Source organism: Streptomyces echinatus (assembly GCF_014203595.1).
Classification (GTDB): domain Bacteria; phylum Actinomycetota; class Actinomycetes; order Streptomycetales; family Streptomycetaceae; genus Streptomyces; species Streptomyces echinatus.
In genome coordinates this window covers 6,344-22,122 of the sequence record NZ_JACHJK010000019.1, presented here as the reverse complement: position 1 = coordinate 22,122, position 15,779 = coordinate 6,344, and the positions used below count along the sequence as shown (strand labels likewise).

12 protein-coding genes and 2 pseudogenes are annotated in these 15,779 nt (G+C 66.7%); 6 read left to right on the top strand and 8 right to left on the bottom strand.

The annotated features are described in order from the left end of the window. Nucleotides 1-286 precede the first annotated feature (286 nt). Nucleotides 287-739 carry a hypothetical protein gene (locus FHS34_RS36400; protein WP_184973689.1) on the top strand — a complete coding sequence of 151 codons (453 nt, stop codon included), beginning with the start codon at nucleotides 287-289 and terminating at the stop codon, nucleotides 737-739. A 1,289-nt stretch (nucleotides 740-2,028) separates the two neighbouring features. Here FHS34_RS36400 and FHS34_RS36395 read toward each other — a convergent pair. Beyond that, nucleotides 2,029-3,354 (bottom strand): M64 family metallopeptidase, encoded by a 1,326-nt coding sequence (locus FHS34_RS36395; RefSeq protein WP_184973687.1) that lies wholly within the window; start codon nucleotides 3,352-3,354, stop codon nucleotides 2,029-2,031. A gap of 814 nt (nucleotides 3,355-4,168) precedes the next feature. Here FHS34_RS36395 and FHS34_RS36390 point away from each other — a divergent pair. Beyond that, nucleotides 4,169-4,582 carry a hypothetical protein gene (locus FHS34_RS36390; protein ID WP_184973685.1) on the top strand — a complete coding sequence of 138 codons (414 nt, stop codon included), beginning with the start codon at nucleotides 4,169-4,171 and terminating at the stop codon, nucleotides 4,580-4,582. Between the two features lie 632 nt (nucleotides 4,583-5,214). Here the strand turns inward: FHS34_RS36390 and FHS34_RS36385 are convergent. Then, nucleotides 5,215-7,119, bottom strand: coding sequence for a serine hydrolase (locus FHS34_RS36385; protein ID WP_184973683.1), 1,905 nt, complete (start codon nucleotides 7,117-7,119; stop codon nucleotides 5,215-5,217). A 170-nt stretch (nucleotides 7,120-7,289) separates the two neighbouring features. Between FHS34_RS36385 and FHS34_RS36380 the strand changes: the two genes are divergently transcribed. After that, nucleotides 7,290-7,526 (top strand): hypothetical protein, encoded by a 237-nt coding sequence (locus FHS34_RS36380; protein ID WP_184973681.1) that lies wholly within the window; start codon nucleotides 7,290-7,292, stop codon nucleotides 7,524-7,526. Between the two features lie 14 nt (nucleotides 7,527-7,540). Here the strand turns inward: FHS34_RS36380 and FHS34_RS36375 are convergent. Further along, a pseudogene (locus FHS34_RS36375) lies at nucleotides 7,541-8,400 on the bottom strand (IS110 family RNA-guided transposase); the annotation flags it as partial. A 139-nt stretch (nucleotides 8,401-8,539) separates the two neighbouring features. Between FHS34_RS36375 and FHS34_RS36370 the strand changes: the two are divergent. Next, nucleotides 8,540-8,689: pseudogene (locus tag FHS34_RS36370) on the top strand (IS110 family transposase); the annotation flags it as partial. 129 nt (nucleotides 8,690-8,818) lie between these two features. On the opposite strand, the gene FHS34_RS36365 reads toward FHS34_RS36370, so the two are convergent. The 3 genes from FHS34_RS36365 to FHS34_RS36355 all read right to left on the bottom strand — a co-directional run bounded on the left by FHS34_RS36365 (nucleotide 8,819) and on the right by FHS34_RS36355 (nucleotide 11,220). Continuing rightward, nucleotides 8,819-9,391, bottom strand: coding sequence for a hypothetical protein (locus FHS34_RS36365; protein ID WP_184973679.1), 573 nt, complete (start codon nucleotides 9,389-9,391; stop codon nucleotides 8,819-8,821). A 17-nt stretch (nucleotides 9,392-9,408) separates the two neighbouring features. After that, entirely contained in the window at nucleotides 9,409-9,690 is a 282-nt protein-coding gene (locus FHS34_RS36360) for a transposase family protein (RefSeq protein WP_372478636.1), read from the bottom strand. A gap of 543 nt (nucleotides 9,691-10,233) precedes the next feature. Then, entirely contained in the window at nucleotides 10,234-11,220 is a 987-nt protein-coding gene (locus FHS34_RS36355; RefSeq protein WP_184973676.1) for an alpha/beta fold hydrolase, read from the bottom strand. 145 nt (nucleotides 11,221-11,365) lie between these two features. Between FHS34_RS36355 and FHS34_RS36350 the strand changes: the two genes are divergently transcribed. Next, entirely contained in the window at nucleotides 11,366-11,995 is a 630-nt protein-coding gene (locus FHS34_RS36350; RefSeq protein WP_184973674.1) for a helix-turn-helix domain-containing protein, read from the top strand. A 167-nt stretch (nucleotides 11,996-12,162) separates the two neighbouring features. On the opposite strand, the gene FHS34_RS36345 is transcribed toward FHS34_RS36350, so the two are convergent. Continuing rightward, complete coding sequence (locus FHS34_RS36345; RefSeq protein WP_184973672.1) at nucleotides 12,163-12,540, bottom strand: hypothetical protein; 378 nt, start codon at nucleotides 12,538-12,540, stop codon at nucleotides 12,163-12,165. A gap of 507 nt (nucleotides 12,541-13,047) precedes the next feature. Between FHS34_RS36345 and FHS34_RS36340 the strand changes: the two genes are divergently transcribed. After that, nucleotides 13,048-13,347 carry a hypothetical protein gene (locus FHS34_RS36340; protein WP_184973670.1) on the top strand — a complete coding sequence of 100 codons (300 nt, stop codon included), beginning with the start codon at nucleotides 13,048-13,050 and terminating at the stop codon, nucleotides 13,345-13,347. A 2,228-nt stretch (nucleotides 13,348-15,575) separates the two neighbouring features. Here the strand turns inward: FHS34_RS36340 and FHS34_RS36335 are convergent. Next, a partial coding sequence (locus tag FHS34_RS36335; RefSeq protein ID WP_184973668.1) for a hypothetical protein occupies nucleotides 15,576-15,779 on the bottom strand: 204 nt, incomplete at its 5' end.

The window sequence follows — 15,779 nt, the reverse complement described above, 5'->3', positions numbered from 1 at the left end:
CCTCACAACGCCCTCGCGAGATCGTGACCAGCCATTGTTTGGTCCGCAGAACAGGACCGCCAAACAATGCGAGAGCCGCTGAAATCAGTGATGCAAACCCGTCCAGCCCGCGACAGCCGGCCGGTCAAGGGAGCCTGCCGGGAGAGGGAGCCGGATCAGCTTCCGCCGTGCAGAGATGCCTGCGGAGGCCAACCGGAACCGTACGAGGAAGCCAGGCTCTTTTACCGAGTTCAGCTGTCCCGCCGGCAGTCGAAGCGTGTGACACCCGCCTCTGGAGGTGCTCCTCTTGAAGAACACAGGACAAAAGGTCTCTTTGGCCGCAGCCGCCAGTGCCCTGACTTTGGCGACGGTCTTCGCCATGGGCAGCAGTGCACAAGCCGCAGCCACCAGCTGGAACGCGACCGACACTCAGGCCGACGTCGTGGGGGCATGGGCCCACGGCGACTATGCGCTCACCGGCTATGACAAAGACACATGGACCGTGCACGCGACCGTCGAGGACACCAAGGGTGACTACGCAAGCGCGCGTATGTACTTCCGGTGGCGCCTAATCAGCGGGGGATTTAGCACCCCCTGGCAGCTCACCGCTTCAGGTAAGGGCAACAGCAAGTCCCGTAGTGACAGCTGGTACCGCTGGGAAGCCGACACAGAGCAGCCCTTCGAGGTCAAGGAGTGCATCGTCGACGACGGCGTTGAGACAGATTGCGGTGGATGGGACGTACCGCACCCCTTCAACTGATCTCTCGTCCGGCTCGCGTTCGTTCGGCTGCCGAAGAGACAGCTACCGGCGGCTGGGTCCTGCTCCACGTCCGATCCCGAGGACGTTCTATGCCCGGCTGCGTTGTCGGGCCAGGACGCCGCACGTATCGCAAGTCAGACCCGACGTAACGCCCAAACGAGCCGCAGACGCGATCCGACTCGGGGCGGACGACGACGCGCCCACCACTGGTCTCGAAGGGACCTTGATTCCCTCACCTGTTGCAGCTGAACACGATTCGGCTGTAACAGGTGGTATCGGCCCATTGCTCCCTAAACAGGTGAAACCGTACGCTCTGCGAGCGTCGCCATGGCCATGACTCAAGGAGGAGAAATGACCAAGCGAGTCTCCTGGAGCCTCGCCACCCTCACGGCGATCACTGCAACGATGGTGGTATCGAGTGCCACCTACGCGAGTGGGGATGCATACATCTCCGCCGCTACTTCCTGCTTCGCTTCGCCGGCACCCCCTGGTACCGATCGCCGAGCGTCCACGCGACCGGCCACATCTACTGCGCCACCGTCACGGACATCGAGATCGATGTGGTCCTGACACGAGACGGCGCAGAGGTCGATTCCGCCGAAACAGCTGCAGCTGCGCCCCAGCTGTCGGCCACTGCGATCGCCAACAACCAATCCGGGAACCAGAAGTGGTGCACACTAGTCACCGGCCGCTACTACAGCGGTGGCAACACTTACCCCCTGCACGACAGCGCATGTGAATCCGCTGCTTGGTGATGCGATACCTCAGGCGCATCGGTTTGGTTCCAGACCTGCAGGTCGCCCCGGCCGCTATCCGGGCCACCCTGGCTCGACCGCGTCATTCAGCTCGCGCTCATGCTGCGGCGCCGCGCAAACACTTACCCCGAATCTGCACTTCCCGGGCGGCACCACTAGCCTCTGTCGACACCTTCGACAGGCTGCCGGTGCGCCTGTGTCCTGCCTGCGAGCCCTGGCCCGGTCGACTGACGGGCAAGCGTACGCCTTCCGTACGAATCGCGTACGGAAGGCCTGCACATCGCGGCAGTCGTCAGGGCACCGCTTGCTCAGCTGCGCCCCCGACCGAGCCGCCGTGCCCCTGGCTGCATCAGAATTGGGCGCGGGCATCGGCCATGGCGCGTCGCCAGCTGTGTTCAGCGCCGCCGTGCTCGCGGGCCAGGCGGGCGGCCATGCCACGCCGGCGACAGAACGCTCGCTCGGCTGTGCCCACCGCCCTGATTGCCCCGGCCGTAGTGAAGGGGAAGCGCCCCCTGTCCCGCGGAGACGTGACTCCTAGCGGATCGTCCATGTCAGTGAGTTGGTCGCCCGGGCGAGGGCCACGGGGTTACGCAGGGCTGCCGAGCGGTCGGTCACGGTGGCCGTGACCCGGTGACCGTGCCCGTGGACGCCCAGCGCGTGCGGCGTCACCACGCGGGCGCCGGCCGCCCAGGGTACCTCCCTGCCGTCCACGTACCAGGTGAGGTGGAGGTCGGCGAGGCCGGTCAGCGGGGCGAGGCGCACCGGGATCGGCCGGTTCCCGCGGACCGGCTCGGTGGTGGGCACAGGGGAAGTCAGGGCGTCTGCGTAGGCGTAGAAGCCGGCGATCATCGCCTCGCGCCCGACGACGTTGAACTCGGGCGACGCCAGGCTGCGCATGAGGGATGTGTCGGTCGGACGGTGGATGCCGGTCTCGTAGTAGCCGCCGCCCTCGTAGGTGCCGACGATGGAGCCGGTCGGGTCCTGGACACCGGCCCAGCGGCTCCACTTGGCGGTGGCCGGGTCGCGCGTGAGGGTCAGGTTGGCCGTGGCCGGTTCCTCTGCGTAGGGGTAGGCGCCGTAGCCCGGGTACTGGTACTCGTCGGCCAGCTTGCCTATGGAGTGGCCCAGTTCATGGGCTCCTATGAGGTACGACCGTTCGTTGTCGGAGGACATCGTCGCCACGCCGTGGAACGGAGAGGTCGGCGGCAGGTCGGCGGTGGAGTAGCCGGCACCGCCGTACTTGGCGGAGTTGGCGACGACGAAGACGATGTCGGCGTCCGGGGCGAGGCGGGCGTACCGGGCGACCGCGTCGGTGTCGACGCACAGCAGGCGTTCGAGGCCGTCGCAGAAGAAGGCGGAACCGAGCGCGGTGTCCTTCCCGACGTCGGCGGTCGGGTCGCCGGAGACCCCGGACTCGGCGGAGACGGTGTCGACGAGCCAGACGTTGAACAGCCCCCGGTAGCTCCGGTACGGCTCGACGGCGAAGATCGCGTCCAGCTTCTCCTCGGCGTCGGCGGCGAAGTCGCCCTGCTCGTCGGCGGTGTAGCCGTCGCCCATCACGACCAGGTCGAGCCGCCCGGAGACCGGTCCGGTCCGCTCCAGCGGCCGCACCGCGGGGACGGCGGCCTGACGGGCCGGGCGGCGGGCCGCCTGGTCGTGCTCCGCCGGTCGTGCCGGGACGCTCACCTGGCGGGGCTCGGCCGCGGGGCCGGCGAAGTACTCGATGTGCTGGGTGCGTTGTCCCGGGGCGGCCGCCTCGGCCGTCCCCGAACCCGTACCCCCGGCCAGCGCCGCGACCGCGGCGAGGAGGGCCGTGGCGGCGGTGATCCAGCGTGTACGTGGTCTTGCGCGGTGCGTCACGGCGACCTCGCTAAGTGTTCAGTTAAATGGACTTAATGGCGCGCTTAACTTAGAGGCGTGGACACCAAGGGGCAAGAGACTTAGGGATGTTGCACTAGCCCGGCCCTCCACCGTCGCGGTGGTGTCCGCGCTGGCGCGCGTCGGGGAAGCGTTCGGCGCCGAAGGCCGCGAACGCCTGGCCGGGCGCGACCTCCTCGCCCGACGCCGACAAGCCGCCCGGTCTGCAGCCCGATGGCACATCCTGGCCACAGCCGTCATGCGCCGCCCGGTGGCTCGTCAGCGGCCGCTCCTAGGCTGGCGCCATGTCCAGGCACCGGGCCGAGCAGTACCGCCACGGGCCGCCGACAGCGGACCGGCAGTTCGGCACCGCCCCCGGGCGCACGGCGGTGCCGCCCGCCGGCCGCCTGCCGTCTCCTGAGGCAACGTTACGGGTGCTCAGGAGATCCTCCCAGGCGCCCGTCCCGCTATTGGCACCTCACGACGCCCCGCCACGCCCCACCCCCGCTATGTCGCTCTAGACATACCGGCGGCAAAGCTATGTGCCCTCCCCGCTCCCAGAAGGATCACGCCCGGCCATTGTTCGGTTGGCAGAACAGCCTGCCGAACAATTCGCCAACTGCTGAACTCGGTGATGCGAGCAGTGAACCAGACCGCTCCAGGGTCGCCAACGACTACGGGTACCCGTTCTCAGCGCACCGAGTGGGGCGCGAGGTACCGATGACATTCGAGGGAAAGGAATGTCGTACAGATGAGATTGCATCGCATCGCGCGGACAGTTGCGGTAGCTGTTGCTTCGTGCGTTCTACCGGCGACAGTGGCCACGTCTGCGCAAGCCGTTGAGCTGGAGGAAGACTACGGGAGCTTAACAACTGAGATCTGCGACGACACCTGGAGAGGCGGCACGGCGCCGCCCTTCCACGAGCCGGGCTGGGCCTGCTTCGAGCGGTCCGGGGACAAGTTCCTGGTGAACGTCGGTGACACGGTCGACGGCAGCCCGCGCGTCGAGTGGTGGAACGAACTGAAGAACGCGCGAGGCGACTGGAAGATCTACCGGCAGGGCTACTGCTACGGCGAGTGGTATCGGCACTCGACCGTGGTGTGCAACAAGAACTTCTACGAAGACAGCACGTCCCCCAATGCCCTCGGTGGCAAAGGTAGCCGGATTGTGTTCCTGTACCGGGACTCCCACGGCCCGTCGGCCAAGGCGGTCGTACTCAACGACGGCTGAAAGAGAGGGCGGGGCCGGGCATGAAACTCATGCCCGGCCCCGCCCTCGGAGTGACGGCGTCCCGCGTGGTGGTTTAGACGGTCACCGGGCGGGCCGCCGGAGTTCGCCAAGCAGCCGGGCCCACTGCGCCAAACCCGGACCAGCACATGAGGCCAGCGCGTGGACAACCGCATCACCACCGCCCGCGGCCGTGTCCAGGACACGCTCGACTGGTCCTTGCAGCAGAAGGTCGGCCGGTCGACTCCCTGCCGCGAATCCAGCATGTCCGCCTGGCCTGCCCTCCGAAGGCGGCAATGGAAGACACCGGGAACGCCTGGAACCGTTCCAGCAGGCACAAGGAGAACCACAGGACCCCAAATGGCACCGGCCCCGCTTTCGGCTAGCTCCTGACCGGCCTGCGGATTACTCACCGCCGCAGCGATCCACCTTGCCACGATGGCGTTCGCAGCTTGACTGGGGAACTTCCCACAGCATCAAGCGGTCACCCGCCTCGCGGCGCCCTTCGCCGTCCTTGCTGCCCACGGCGCGGTCACCTTTGTGACCGAGACCGACAAGGACCGCAAATAGACCCTCACCTGCTCGTCGTCCAGGACGTGGTCCCCCTTTGAGTGCTCGGATGTGTGAGCCGTCCTTCACAGCGACCCGTCGAACAGCCAGACATCGACCCGGTCGTGGATTTTCCACATCAGTTCATCGAGACCCGACCAGGTGCTTGCGTCGTTCCCGCGCCCCGTGTTAGTCACTGCCGTCCAGCAGTAGCCATCCTTTGTCCGTACGAGGATCGATGCTGTCCCATCAAGGTTGCCTGGGTGATACCAAGTTTGGAGCCAGGTGCCATTGCTGTTCACGTACCAGCCCCTCGCGTAGCCATTAGATCCAGGCAGTCCGGTGGGGTAGGTCATGTGGGCAATCTGCCTCCCTGGCAAGATGTCGGGAGGGGCCGGGAACCCGTCGACACGTACAGCCAGGCGCAATAGGTCGGTCGGTGTGGCCAGCCATCCTCCGTGCGCATCCATCCGGCGGACCGGGAGGCTGTAAGGGTCGAGGCCGTCAAGGCCGTAATAAGTCACTTCTTCCGGCCGTCTTTCCATTGCGGTGTTTCCCGCGATGAACATGTTCTCTACTCCGCAGGGCGCCAGGATATGCTGCCGCACGTACTGTTCGTAGGTCTGACCGGTGACTTGCTCGATGACTCGGCCGAGTACGCAGTAACCGAAGTTGGAGTAGGCGAAAGCTGTCCCCGGAGCATTCTCCAGGGCCCGGCTGGTCACTACATCGGTGATGAGAGCGCGAGCACTGAGTTCGGGCTTTGTGTACATCGGGTCTGGTGGGTCGTGGGACCAGCCTCCGCAGGAGTGCTCCAGGAGATGGCGCACGCTGATCTTCACGGCGCGTGAGTCCACGGGAGTCCCGAGCCCACTGAGAAGGTTGCCGGGTCCGAAGACTCGTTGCTCGATATCGAGCCGGCCGTCGGCAACCAGTCTGTACACGGCCGCCGCCGTAATTGGCTTTGAGATACTGGCGACTCGGAACTGGCTGGACGCGGTCACCCTTTTTCCAGTGATCTTGTCTGCGACTCCGAACCCCTCTGCGTAGACCAGTCGGCCGTCTTTCGCCACGGCGAGCGACAGACCGGGGGCCTTGAAATCCCGCAGAAAGGCATTCGCTAGCCCAGGGATGATATTGTTCGAGTCTCGGCGTACCCAGACGGGATTGAACCGCTGCACTGCTCCGGTCCCGTGGCCGACGGAAAATCCGCCTACCGCAGTCTGTCGAAAGCTTTCGTTCTCGAACTGTAGGCGGTCCGTCCCGTAGTCAACAGGCGATCTGTCGTGGCGAGCTCCCCAGTCGATTCCCGAAATCCCTTCGAAAAGGGTGACGAATCTCTGCTTGCCGAATTGGGTGAAACCGCTGACTCTCGTCGGGACACGACCGAGGCTGACCTGACGGTCGAAGATCGTTTGGTACGTAGCGCTGTCCGCTGGGAGGCTCACGTCCCAGTCCCGCCCGTCAGAGCGGGTCCAGATCGTCGCGAAACGAGTGACCCAGACAAGCGGCGCGGGCCCAGGCCCCATATAATCCGGGTTGGGCTCGTACGCCGCATAGCAATTGATGTCGACGATGCGATTCCCTTGTGCCCGGACCTCACGGAGGTGTTGTGGCAGGTTGAGGATGTTGGGATGGCTGATATTGGTGCTGTTGTCCGACCCTCCGCCCTTCGCCCAGATGGTGGCAATGAACGTTTTTTCGCCGACGCTGTATCCGTTTACCCGTACTGGCCTGTACCCCTGAACGATCCACAGATCGTTACTTAGGAAGTAATCAGTGGGATTCATTGCATAGTAGTAGATATAGTCATGGACGGGGTCCGACGCCTTCGAAGGCTCCCAGATGGCAGAGTAGAGCGCCTGTCCGTTCACTTCATAGCCGCAGAGATCGACCAGACGCATTGCTTTATCATTGGTCAACTCTTTGAACGCGGCCTCCAACTGGGCGCCAGTGAGGTCGGTTCTGCATTCAACCAGGCCCATGTTCATCCTGTTCTTTGCTGACTCGCATTCCGATGTCTATATCATTGCATCATGCAGGGTTGAATGCCGCGAAGCGATCCATGACCCGCCATCCGGGGGCCCCTATGTGTTTGGTCAAGGTCGAAGGCCAGTAGGTTCGTGTGACTGAGGGTGGGGGCCAAGCCGTAGGGGTGCGCATGGGCGATAGCCAGGTCACGATCAAGCTCACGAGTGACGAGGCACTGGTGCTGTCGCGCTGGCTGGAGAAGCTGCAGATGACGGACCTCAGTCGCGTCGTCGACGACCCGGCGGTGTGGGCACCGATCCATCGGATTGCCGGAACGCTGGACAAAGCGGTTCCTGAGCTGTTCGCGCCTGACTATGACCAGCGGCTGAGGCCGCTCGTCGGCGGCTTCGGCCGGAGGACTGACTGATCGGTCGGAACTCCTCACCTGGCCGTGGCGGGTTGAGGTTCGTAGAAGGTTCCGTCGCGGAGCATCGCGATGAGGACGTCGGCCCGGCGCCTGGCGAGGCAGAGCAGGGCCTGGGTGTGGTGCTTGCCCTGGGCGATCTTCTTGTCGTAGTAGGCCTGGACGCCGGGTCACCCAGGGCGGCGAACGCGGAGAGGAAGAACGCCCGTTTGAGCTGCTTGTTTCCCCGTCTGGAGGAGCCCGAGCTCCGGGTCGCTGGGGCGAGACCCGCGTAGGCGGCGAGATGGCCGGCCGTCGGGAAGGTGCTGCCGTCGCCGACCTCGATCAGGATTCTGGCTCCGGTCCTGACGCCGATCCCGGGCATTGACGTCAGGACTTTGGAAAGAGGGTGGGCCTCCAGCAGTTCTTCGATCCGCCCGGCCAGCAGTCTGCGCTGGTCAAGCACGGCTGTCAGGGAGGCGGCCAGGCTTGGGACGATCAGTGCGGCCGCGTCGGTGCCGGGAACAGTCACGGTCTGCTCGTCCAGGGCGTCGAAGATCTCGTCGACCAGCCGCTCGGCCATCCTCGGCGCTTTCGGCCGTAACAGCGTGACCAGCCGTCGTCGGCCGGCCTTGCGGATTTGGGCCGGAGACCCGAAACGCTCCAGCAGCGCAAGGACGGCCGGGTGCTGCAACCGCGGCCCCAGCACCCGTTCCAGCGACGGATGAATCTGAGTGAGCAGGCCATGCAGCCGGTTGGCGACCCGGGTTGCCTCGCCGGCCAGGTCGTCGTCGAAGCCGACGATCATCTCCAGCTCGGCGATCGTCTCGTCCTCGCTGTCGATGGCCCGCAGCGTGTGGGGCATCGCGCGGGGGGCGTCGGCGATGATGAACGCGTCGGGTTTTCGAAGGGGTCGAGTGCTCAGGTGACTGAGTCTGGTGGTTCTGAACGGTTCGCTCGCTTCGTAGAGCGTGCCCCACAAGCCAAAGGGCGTGAATGGCCCCGGGTGCACATCGCAGCCGATTTCACACGCCCCGACGGTGCTGGTCGTGGTCGACCAGCCGGCCTCGATCGGGGCCCTGCCGCTGGCGGTGGCGAGGGACATGGGCTGCCCGGTCGCCTACCTGACCGGGCTGACGATGCGGCGGATCGCCGACCTCTACCCCGGTGAGGCCAAGACGGACGCGACCGTCCATCCTGGCATTTCGATTACCTGCTCCGAGGGGGGCGGGCTCACCTTTCGGTAGACGGCGTCCTGGGACCAGGCTGCTGCCCCGGCGTTGGCCTTGGCGGCGATTTTGCGGGTGAGGCCCTGATCAGGGCGGTAGTGCGCGCGGGGTGTGGAGATCAGCAGACACGTCGGTGACAGCGGAGCGAAGACCTCGATCGTCTCGGTCAGCAGCGGGGGAGTGAGGCTGAAGGTGCCGTCCTTGCGGCGCAGGGCCACTCCGCTGTCGGCCAGGACCAGCCGAGGCCGACCGCAGCAGCACCAGGCGCCGGCCCGGGGCAGCGAGATGGTCGCGGGTGCGCTCGAAGGCGCGGATCATGGCGCGCAGCACCGAGCGCGGGTCAGCGATCAACGAGGGGTCGGGAGCCGTCCGTACCGCCGTCCAGAACACGTCCAGCCGCTCCGCCTCCGACAGCGGCCGGCCCAGCCGTTCCTCGCAGTACCCGACTGCCTCCTGCGCCCACAGGGCCGGGAAGAGATGCCGGCCCACCTGTTCATCGAAGGACCTGAACGCCTGGGTGCGCACCACTTGCCAGGCCAGCGCGTCCAGCGCGACCGCGTATCGTGCCTCGTCCAGCGGCCACTGTCCCTCACGCAAGGCCCGCAGAACCGGCGCACACGGGTCGTCGACGTGCCGGTCCAGATAGATCTCCAAAGCCACGCGTCGTTCGCCCTCGGCTAGCCGAGATGGTCCACGACCGGGTCCAAGGTCTGGAGACGAACCCCCGGGCTGACGGAGCATCCCCGCTCGGCAAGCAGGGGTCGCACCTCGCTGATGGCCCGGGTGATGGTGGAGCGGTCCACGCCGAACCAGCAGGCCAGCTCGTCATGCGTGGCACCCGTGGCGGAGATGCACGAGGGTGGCGAGTTGCCGGTCGACGAACACCAGCTGGTGCTTCGCGCCGGCTCCCACAGCCCGCTTGCTCGGCCGGTACACAGGCCTTGCCTGCTGCCGCTCATGCCACAACGGTCCTATATCCGCGACGGGTTCTGCAATCACGTCGGCCGACAGACCCGTGATCCTCCAGTCGCTGATGATCGCTGCACGAGTCGCATTCCCCACCCCACACACCCATGATCAGCGATCAAGAGCTCGACGTCTCACCGCCTACCGTGCACGAGCTCGTTGGACGCCCCATACCCACAGCCCCTGTTCACCGCCCAACACGACGACGTTGCAGAGGCAGAACTGCATGACGTCCTCAGCGACGCACTCGGCGCCTGCTACTTGTACCGCGACCGACCCCGACACACGAAGGGAAAAGTCACGCTGGGACGCACCGACTTCCTGGAGTTCTACCACTGACACCCTTCTCCTGCTTTGCCCGGCTGCGCTCTTCTGAGCCGACGCACGGTAGTTGTCACGTAGGCACGCGTGTTGTCACCGGCGTAGTGAAGTACTTGCGGTGCGACTGTTCGGCATCACCGAGCAGACCGGCATGCGCTGCCTCGGCGCGGCCCATCCGAAAAGCACCGCCAGGCTGCTCAGGTAGCCCGTCTGGTTCAGTTCTGAAGCGTGGCGAGCCAGTCGGTCAGCAGGCTGTTGACCTCGTCGGGGCGTTCCTGCTGTATCCAGTGGCCGCAGCCTGCCAGGAGGTGGGAGGCCGACAGGCGGGGGAGGGTGGTGGGGAAGGCGCCGATGGCGTCGGACATCCAGATGGTGGAGGGGTCCAGGGCGCCGCCGATGAACAGGGATGGCTGCTTGATGGGAGCTCCGCGGTGCGGGGCGAGGTCTTCCCAGTCGCGGTCCATGTTGCGGTAGCGGTTGAGGGCGCCGGTCAGACCGGTGCGCTCGAACTCCCCGGCGTAGACGTCGAGGTCTTCCTCGCTCAACCATGCCGGGAGCGGGCCGGCGGGGAAACGGTCGCGCAGCCGTCCGCCCAGGGCCACGAAGTGCGGGTCGGGCTCGTCATGGGCGGGCATGGTGTCAGCGGACAACGCGGCGTAGAAGCCGGCGAGCCAGCTCCGGACGTCGGGCTCGATCTCCGCCTCGGCGCGGCCGGGTTCCTGGAAGTAGGAGACGTAGAACTCCTGCTCCGGACCGCCGATCTGGCCGAAGACGTCGGTGGGGCGGGGGCCGCCGGGCGGCGCGTACGGGACGCTCAGCAAGCCGACCGCGCGAAAGACTGCGGGGTGGAGCAGGGCGGAGGCAGCGGCGATGTTGGAGCCCCAGTCGTGGCCGACGATCACCGAGCTCTCCTCGCCGAGGGCGCGCACGACGGCGACGTTGTCCTCCACCAGGTCGAGCATTCGGTAGGCGTCGGTTGCGGCGGGCTTGGAGGAGCGGCCATAGCCGCGCACGTCGATCGCCACTGCCCGGTACCCGGCCGCGGCGAGGGCCGGGAGCTGGTGGCGCCAGGAGTACCAGGACTCGGGGAAGCCGTGCACGAGCAGGATCAACGGGCCGGTGCCCTGCTCTACCAGGTGCAGGCGCCCGGCTGGGGCCTGGACGATGCGGTGGCACAGTGACGCGGTCGACTCGGATCGCATGGGGGCCTTCTCCTCGGTTCATGGGCGGCCGGCGGGAACCCATCGATCATGCGGCGCTGCGGCCACTCGGCGCGATCAGCGTTGCCATTCTGGCAAGGTTGCAGGATAAGAGCGGTGAAGCGGCACGGCGGAAGGAACGAGGACGGTGGCAGGTGACGACGTGACCCGGACGCTGGCGGAGATGGGGCCGCGGCTGCGGGCCGTGCGCGAGCGCCGTGGCGTCACCCTCGCCGCTGTCAGCTGCGCGACCGGCATCTCGCCCAGTACCCTGTCGCGGATCGAGACCGGCCGACGCAAGCCCACCTTGGAGGTGGTGCTGCATCTGGCCAAGGAATACGGAGTCGCCCTGGACGAGCTGGCCGGCACCGCACCCGCCCCCGCGGCCGAGCCCCGCAGCGCGGCGCCGCACAGCTTCGGCGACGACAAGGCGGTGTTGCCGCTGACCCGGTACGTCGGCGGCCTGCACGCCCACAAGCACGTGCTGCCGGCCGTCGCGCAGCAGCCCGGGCGGCCCCGCCAGGTGTCCCACGAAGGCTACGAGTGGCTGTGTGTCCTGTACGGGCGGTTGTGGATCGCACTCGGCAACCAGGACCTCGTCCTGACTGCCGGGGACGTCGTCGAGTTCGAAACCCGCATCCCCCACGGAGTCGCAAACGCCGGATCCACCGGACCGGTCGAGTATCTGATCATGTTCGGGCCTCAAGGAGAACGTCTACGGCTGCGCACCCCTCCAGCCGCTGGACGCCGGACTGGTGACAGAAAGGCTGCTGAATGAGCAGTGGTGACAAGCCGCGTGCCTCGTCGGTGACAACCACACTGCTTCGGACGGCCGCATTCGCCACGCCACCCGGCTCTACCGGTGACCACGATCCTGCTTCGGCTCAATTCGCGAGCCCAAGCGCGATGGTTGTCACATAGGCAGGCTTGTTGTCACCTGCGAGGTTAGGCGCCGGACTCGGAGGAGACGGCCCACTCCATGGTGGTGGCTCGCCGTCCGCCGCAGCAGGCCACCACTGCTGTCGCCATGGAGTTCAGGAAGATCGTGAACCAGGATGACTTGTCCACCGCGTCGATGGATCCGGTACGAAGCGGCTCTTCCCCGGCTCGCAGAAGGATGTCGACACTTTCGGCCAGGCCATAGATCGTGCGGCCACGCTTCAAGGAGCGGTGCATTCGACCCCGGAAGACGCCCGCGTGCCGGTTGGCCGGGACCAGGCCGTCCCAGACGACGAAGTCAGCCCCGGCGATCAAGGCGTTACGTGCAGGTCCGCACGCGGGAGTCTGCTCGCCGAGCATGGCAATGAGGTCGTCGCGAGTCACACTGCGCCCCGGCGACAGGAAGGCCAGTGACCGGCGATGTGTGGCAACTCCAGCGCCTCCCTGGTGACAGCCCGGCTGCTTCGACCTGGTTTCTGTGCAGGCTATGCGGTGCCGTTGGTGACAACTACCGAGTCTCGGCACATTCGCTGAGCCGAAGCACGACACATGTCACGTAGGCGGACTTGTTGTCGCATAGGACTCCAGAGGTGATCTTCGCTTCCTCAAGTTGACGCGGCGTCCATCTGCAAAGCCCTGCTCTGCTGCCTGCCAGACCGAGGCCGCCGCGGCCCCCGCTTCGTGCTGGGGCAGCAGCGGGTCATCGGACTCCAGGGCGGACGCGTCGGCATCGAGCAGCGCGTGATCGTGCCCCTGCCCACGCTTTCTGTCAGGAGGAGACCTCGCTACGAGCGTGGTCGGACCGTGAGGGATGCGCTCCACTGGGTATGCGCTGCCTGAACAGGACAGGCCCGGAAGGGCGGCTCCCTTCGACGACAGGAGACATGGGGCATGGCCACCGATACGAACTCCCTCAGGATCACAGGCAAGGTCCAGGGCAGAGACATCGTCCTGAAAGGCCCCCTCTCCAAGGACGAGATCCGGAACCAGGTGTGGTGGTGGCAAAACCTCCACCCCGAAACCTCCAAGGAGCGGGAAGACCGTCTCCACGAGTACGACAACTCCGAGAAGGACGTGATCACCACCCTGGGCGGATACTACGAAGTTCCCGACGACTCCCGAACGCCAGAGGCGGACGAGTTGGTCGAGATGGTCTATGCGGAGCTCAACCAGGACCAGGACCAGCGGTAACTCACGCAACCGTCCCGCTGCGGTTCTGCTCAGCGTATGGAGCCGAACTGGCAAGGGCACGGGCCGGCAGGTTCACGGCGCTGACATCACGGTGACCGGGGCGAACGACAGGGGCACCGGCCGGTGTTGTGGCCTTCGCCAAGCACCAACGACTGCACGTGTGCGCGCTCCTGCACTGGGGGTCTCCGGTGCGCGGTCCGGATGGGAGCTGCTCCGGGCCTTCCATCGCCTCGCAAACCGACCGCCCTTTCCTGGGCAGCCCGGGGGCAGCCCGCGCCATCGGGCTCGACCCCGCGCTGGACGACGACCAAGCCGACGCCGGCTCTGGGCCGCCTGTGAGGCGTTCGACGCCCTGAGGCGACTGGCGGACGCCCTTGTCCTCGGCGAGAGCAGCAGCGAGATGCAGGCCATACTCGCTGGCAGCACGTGCGCGGATGGCCGCCGCCTGCTGTCGCCCTCTGAGGACGGGCGCCCGGAACTCCGATTCACTCCACGGTCTGACCGGGACCGCGCTGTACGGGGTGCTCCGGCGGCTGACTTGCATACCGGAATGTGCGGAGGACGCGGAGCAGCTAGCCGTTACGTGCGGCACAGCGCACGCAACAGGAACTGAGGGCGTCGCGAGCCTGCCGGGCCAGTGAGCCGCCAGTCGGAGGCTCAGGCGCCACGTCCGGGTCGGCGGGCGGTGCCGGTACCGACGCCCGCTGTGCCGCGGCCACCTTGCCGATTAGGTCCTGTACGCCCCCCCAGCCGGTCTTCACTCCCGAAGCGATCGAGGCACCGGAGCCCAGCAACAGGGCATACCCACTGTCTCTGCCCTCGCCCTCTACCCCATCGACAAAACCTGCGCACCGCCCCATCCCCGCCCCCCGGCTTTCGTGGACGGGGCTTTAGCCAAGGCGAGCGCTAACGGGCCCGCCGAGAAGGTCCTCGAGCCGACGGCATCAGACATGCCTGCCGCTTTGTTGTCCGGCTGCGTGTGACTGTGTGTTTCGGTGGGGTGGTTGTTCGTTGGGGGGGGTCCCGGTGTGTGTGCTTTGGGTTTGTGGTTCGTGTCGGGAGTGTGTGCGGTGTGTTCTGTGGGCTGGTTGGGTGTGGGGTGCCTTTTCGTGGGGTGGGGGTGGGGGGGTAGAGGGGGGTGAGGCAGGTGTGGTCGGTGCTGTGGAGGAGGAATCCGTTGTCGAGTTTGACGCGGATTGTTGTGGGTGTGTCGCGCTGCTGGTGGGTGGTCCAGTGTGGTTCGAGGGTGGCGATTTCTTCCTTGAGGCGGTTTTTGCTGGCTTGGGGCATGGTGTGGCCGTAGTCGTGGAGGAGTGAGGTCAGCCGTTCGTATTCGCGGGTTTCGTGGGTTTCGTGGTTGTCGGGTGGCTGGTGGTCGATGTGTTCCACGGTGCCTGTGGTGCCGGCCGGCAGGGACAGGGATCCGATGATGGTCTGTGAGGGGCCTGTGACGGCGTCGGCGAGTGCGATGTCCTGCGTCAGTTTCACGCGTTGGCCTTGCGTCAATCCCATGGGTTTTGTGGTCTTTCGGTGCGTTGTGCGGCGTGGCCTGTGCGGCCGTGGCGGTTCCATTGTCGGCTCCTGCCGCCTGTTTGCGGGAATTGCCGGTGCGGTGCCGGCCCTGGGTGGTGCTGCGGGGCTGGTGTGGGTGGCGGCCGGTGTCCGGGGGCTGTGATGTGCGGTCAGGGGTGCGGGTCGTTGTGCCCGGTCGGCTCTCGGGCGGCCTGGGGGGTGTGGGTCGTTGCGGACCGTAGAAGGCGGCGCGTGCGCGTCTTGCGAGGGTTTCTCCTCGCGGTACTGATGCGTCTGTGGAGGGGGCGCGGCGGGTGCGGGGCGCGCCTGTTGCTGCAGCGGGATGGGTCATGTGTGGGGGTGGTGGCTTGGCGGGCCGGTGTGGGACGCGGCCGGGTGGCGGGTTTTTGAGTCCGGCCGGCTTGAGGGTGCACACCGTGAATGCCGCGGTGTGCGCCCGTGCAGGAGCCGGAAGACCTTGTGTGGTTGTCGCGGGGTGAGTCCGGTGCGCGGTTTGTCGTGGTGTCGGGGTGGCTGGTGGGGGTGTGTGCCGTGAGGGGGTGGTCGCGGGGGGTGGGGGCGCGGGGGTGGGGGGCGGTGTGTGTGGTGGTGGTCTTCCGTTGTCCGGGCTGGGTCTTGTGGTGTGGACGTGGCAGGGCGGCGCCTCGTGGAGAGTGTCTCCGCGAGGCGCCGCCCTCTCTTTTCCCCTTTACTGTTCAGCCCTGGGTGCCGCCCTGGGTGTTGCCGCCTCCGCCGCCCTGGGTGCCGCCCTGGGTGTTGCCGCCTCCGCCGCCCTGGGTGCCGCCCTGGGTGTTGCCGTTGCCGCCGCCCTGGGTGCCGCCCTGGGTGTTGCCGTTGCCGCCGCCCTGGGTGCCGCCCTGGGTGTTGCCGTTGCCGCCGCCCTGGGTGCCGCCCTGGGG

Excerpts from the sequence above, each read along its gene's own strand:
- FHS34_RS36355 (WP_184973676.1), bottom strand. The coding sequence starts at position 11,220 with ATGCGATCCGAGTCGACCGCGTCACTGTGCCACCGCATCGTCCAGGCC.
- FHS34_RS36360 (WP_372478636.1), bottom strand. The coding sequence starts at position 9,690 with ATGAGCGGCAGCAGGCAAGGCCTGTGTACCGGCCGAGCAAGCGGGCTG.
- FHS34_RS36380 (WP_184973681.1), top strand. The coding sequence starts at position 7,290 with ATGGGCGATAGCCAGGTCACGATCAAGCTCACGAGTGACGAGGCACTG.
- FHS34_RS36385 (WP_184973683.1), bottom strand. The coding sequence starts at position 7,119 with ATGAACATGGGCCTGGTTGAATGCAGAACCGACCTCACTGGCGCCCAG.
- FHS34_RS36340 (WP_184973670.1), top strand. The coding sequence starts at position 13,048 with ATGGCCACCGATACGAACTCCCTCAGGATCACAGGCAAGGTCCAGGGC.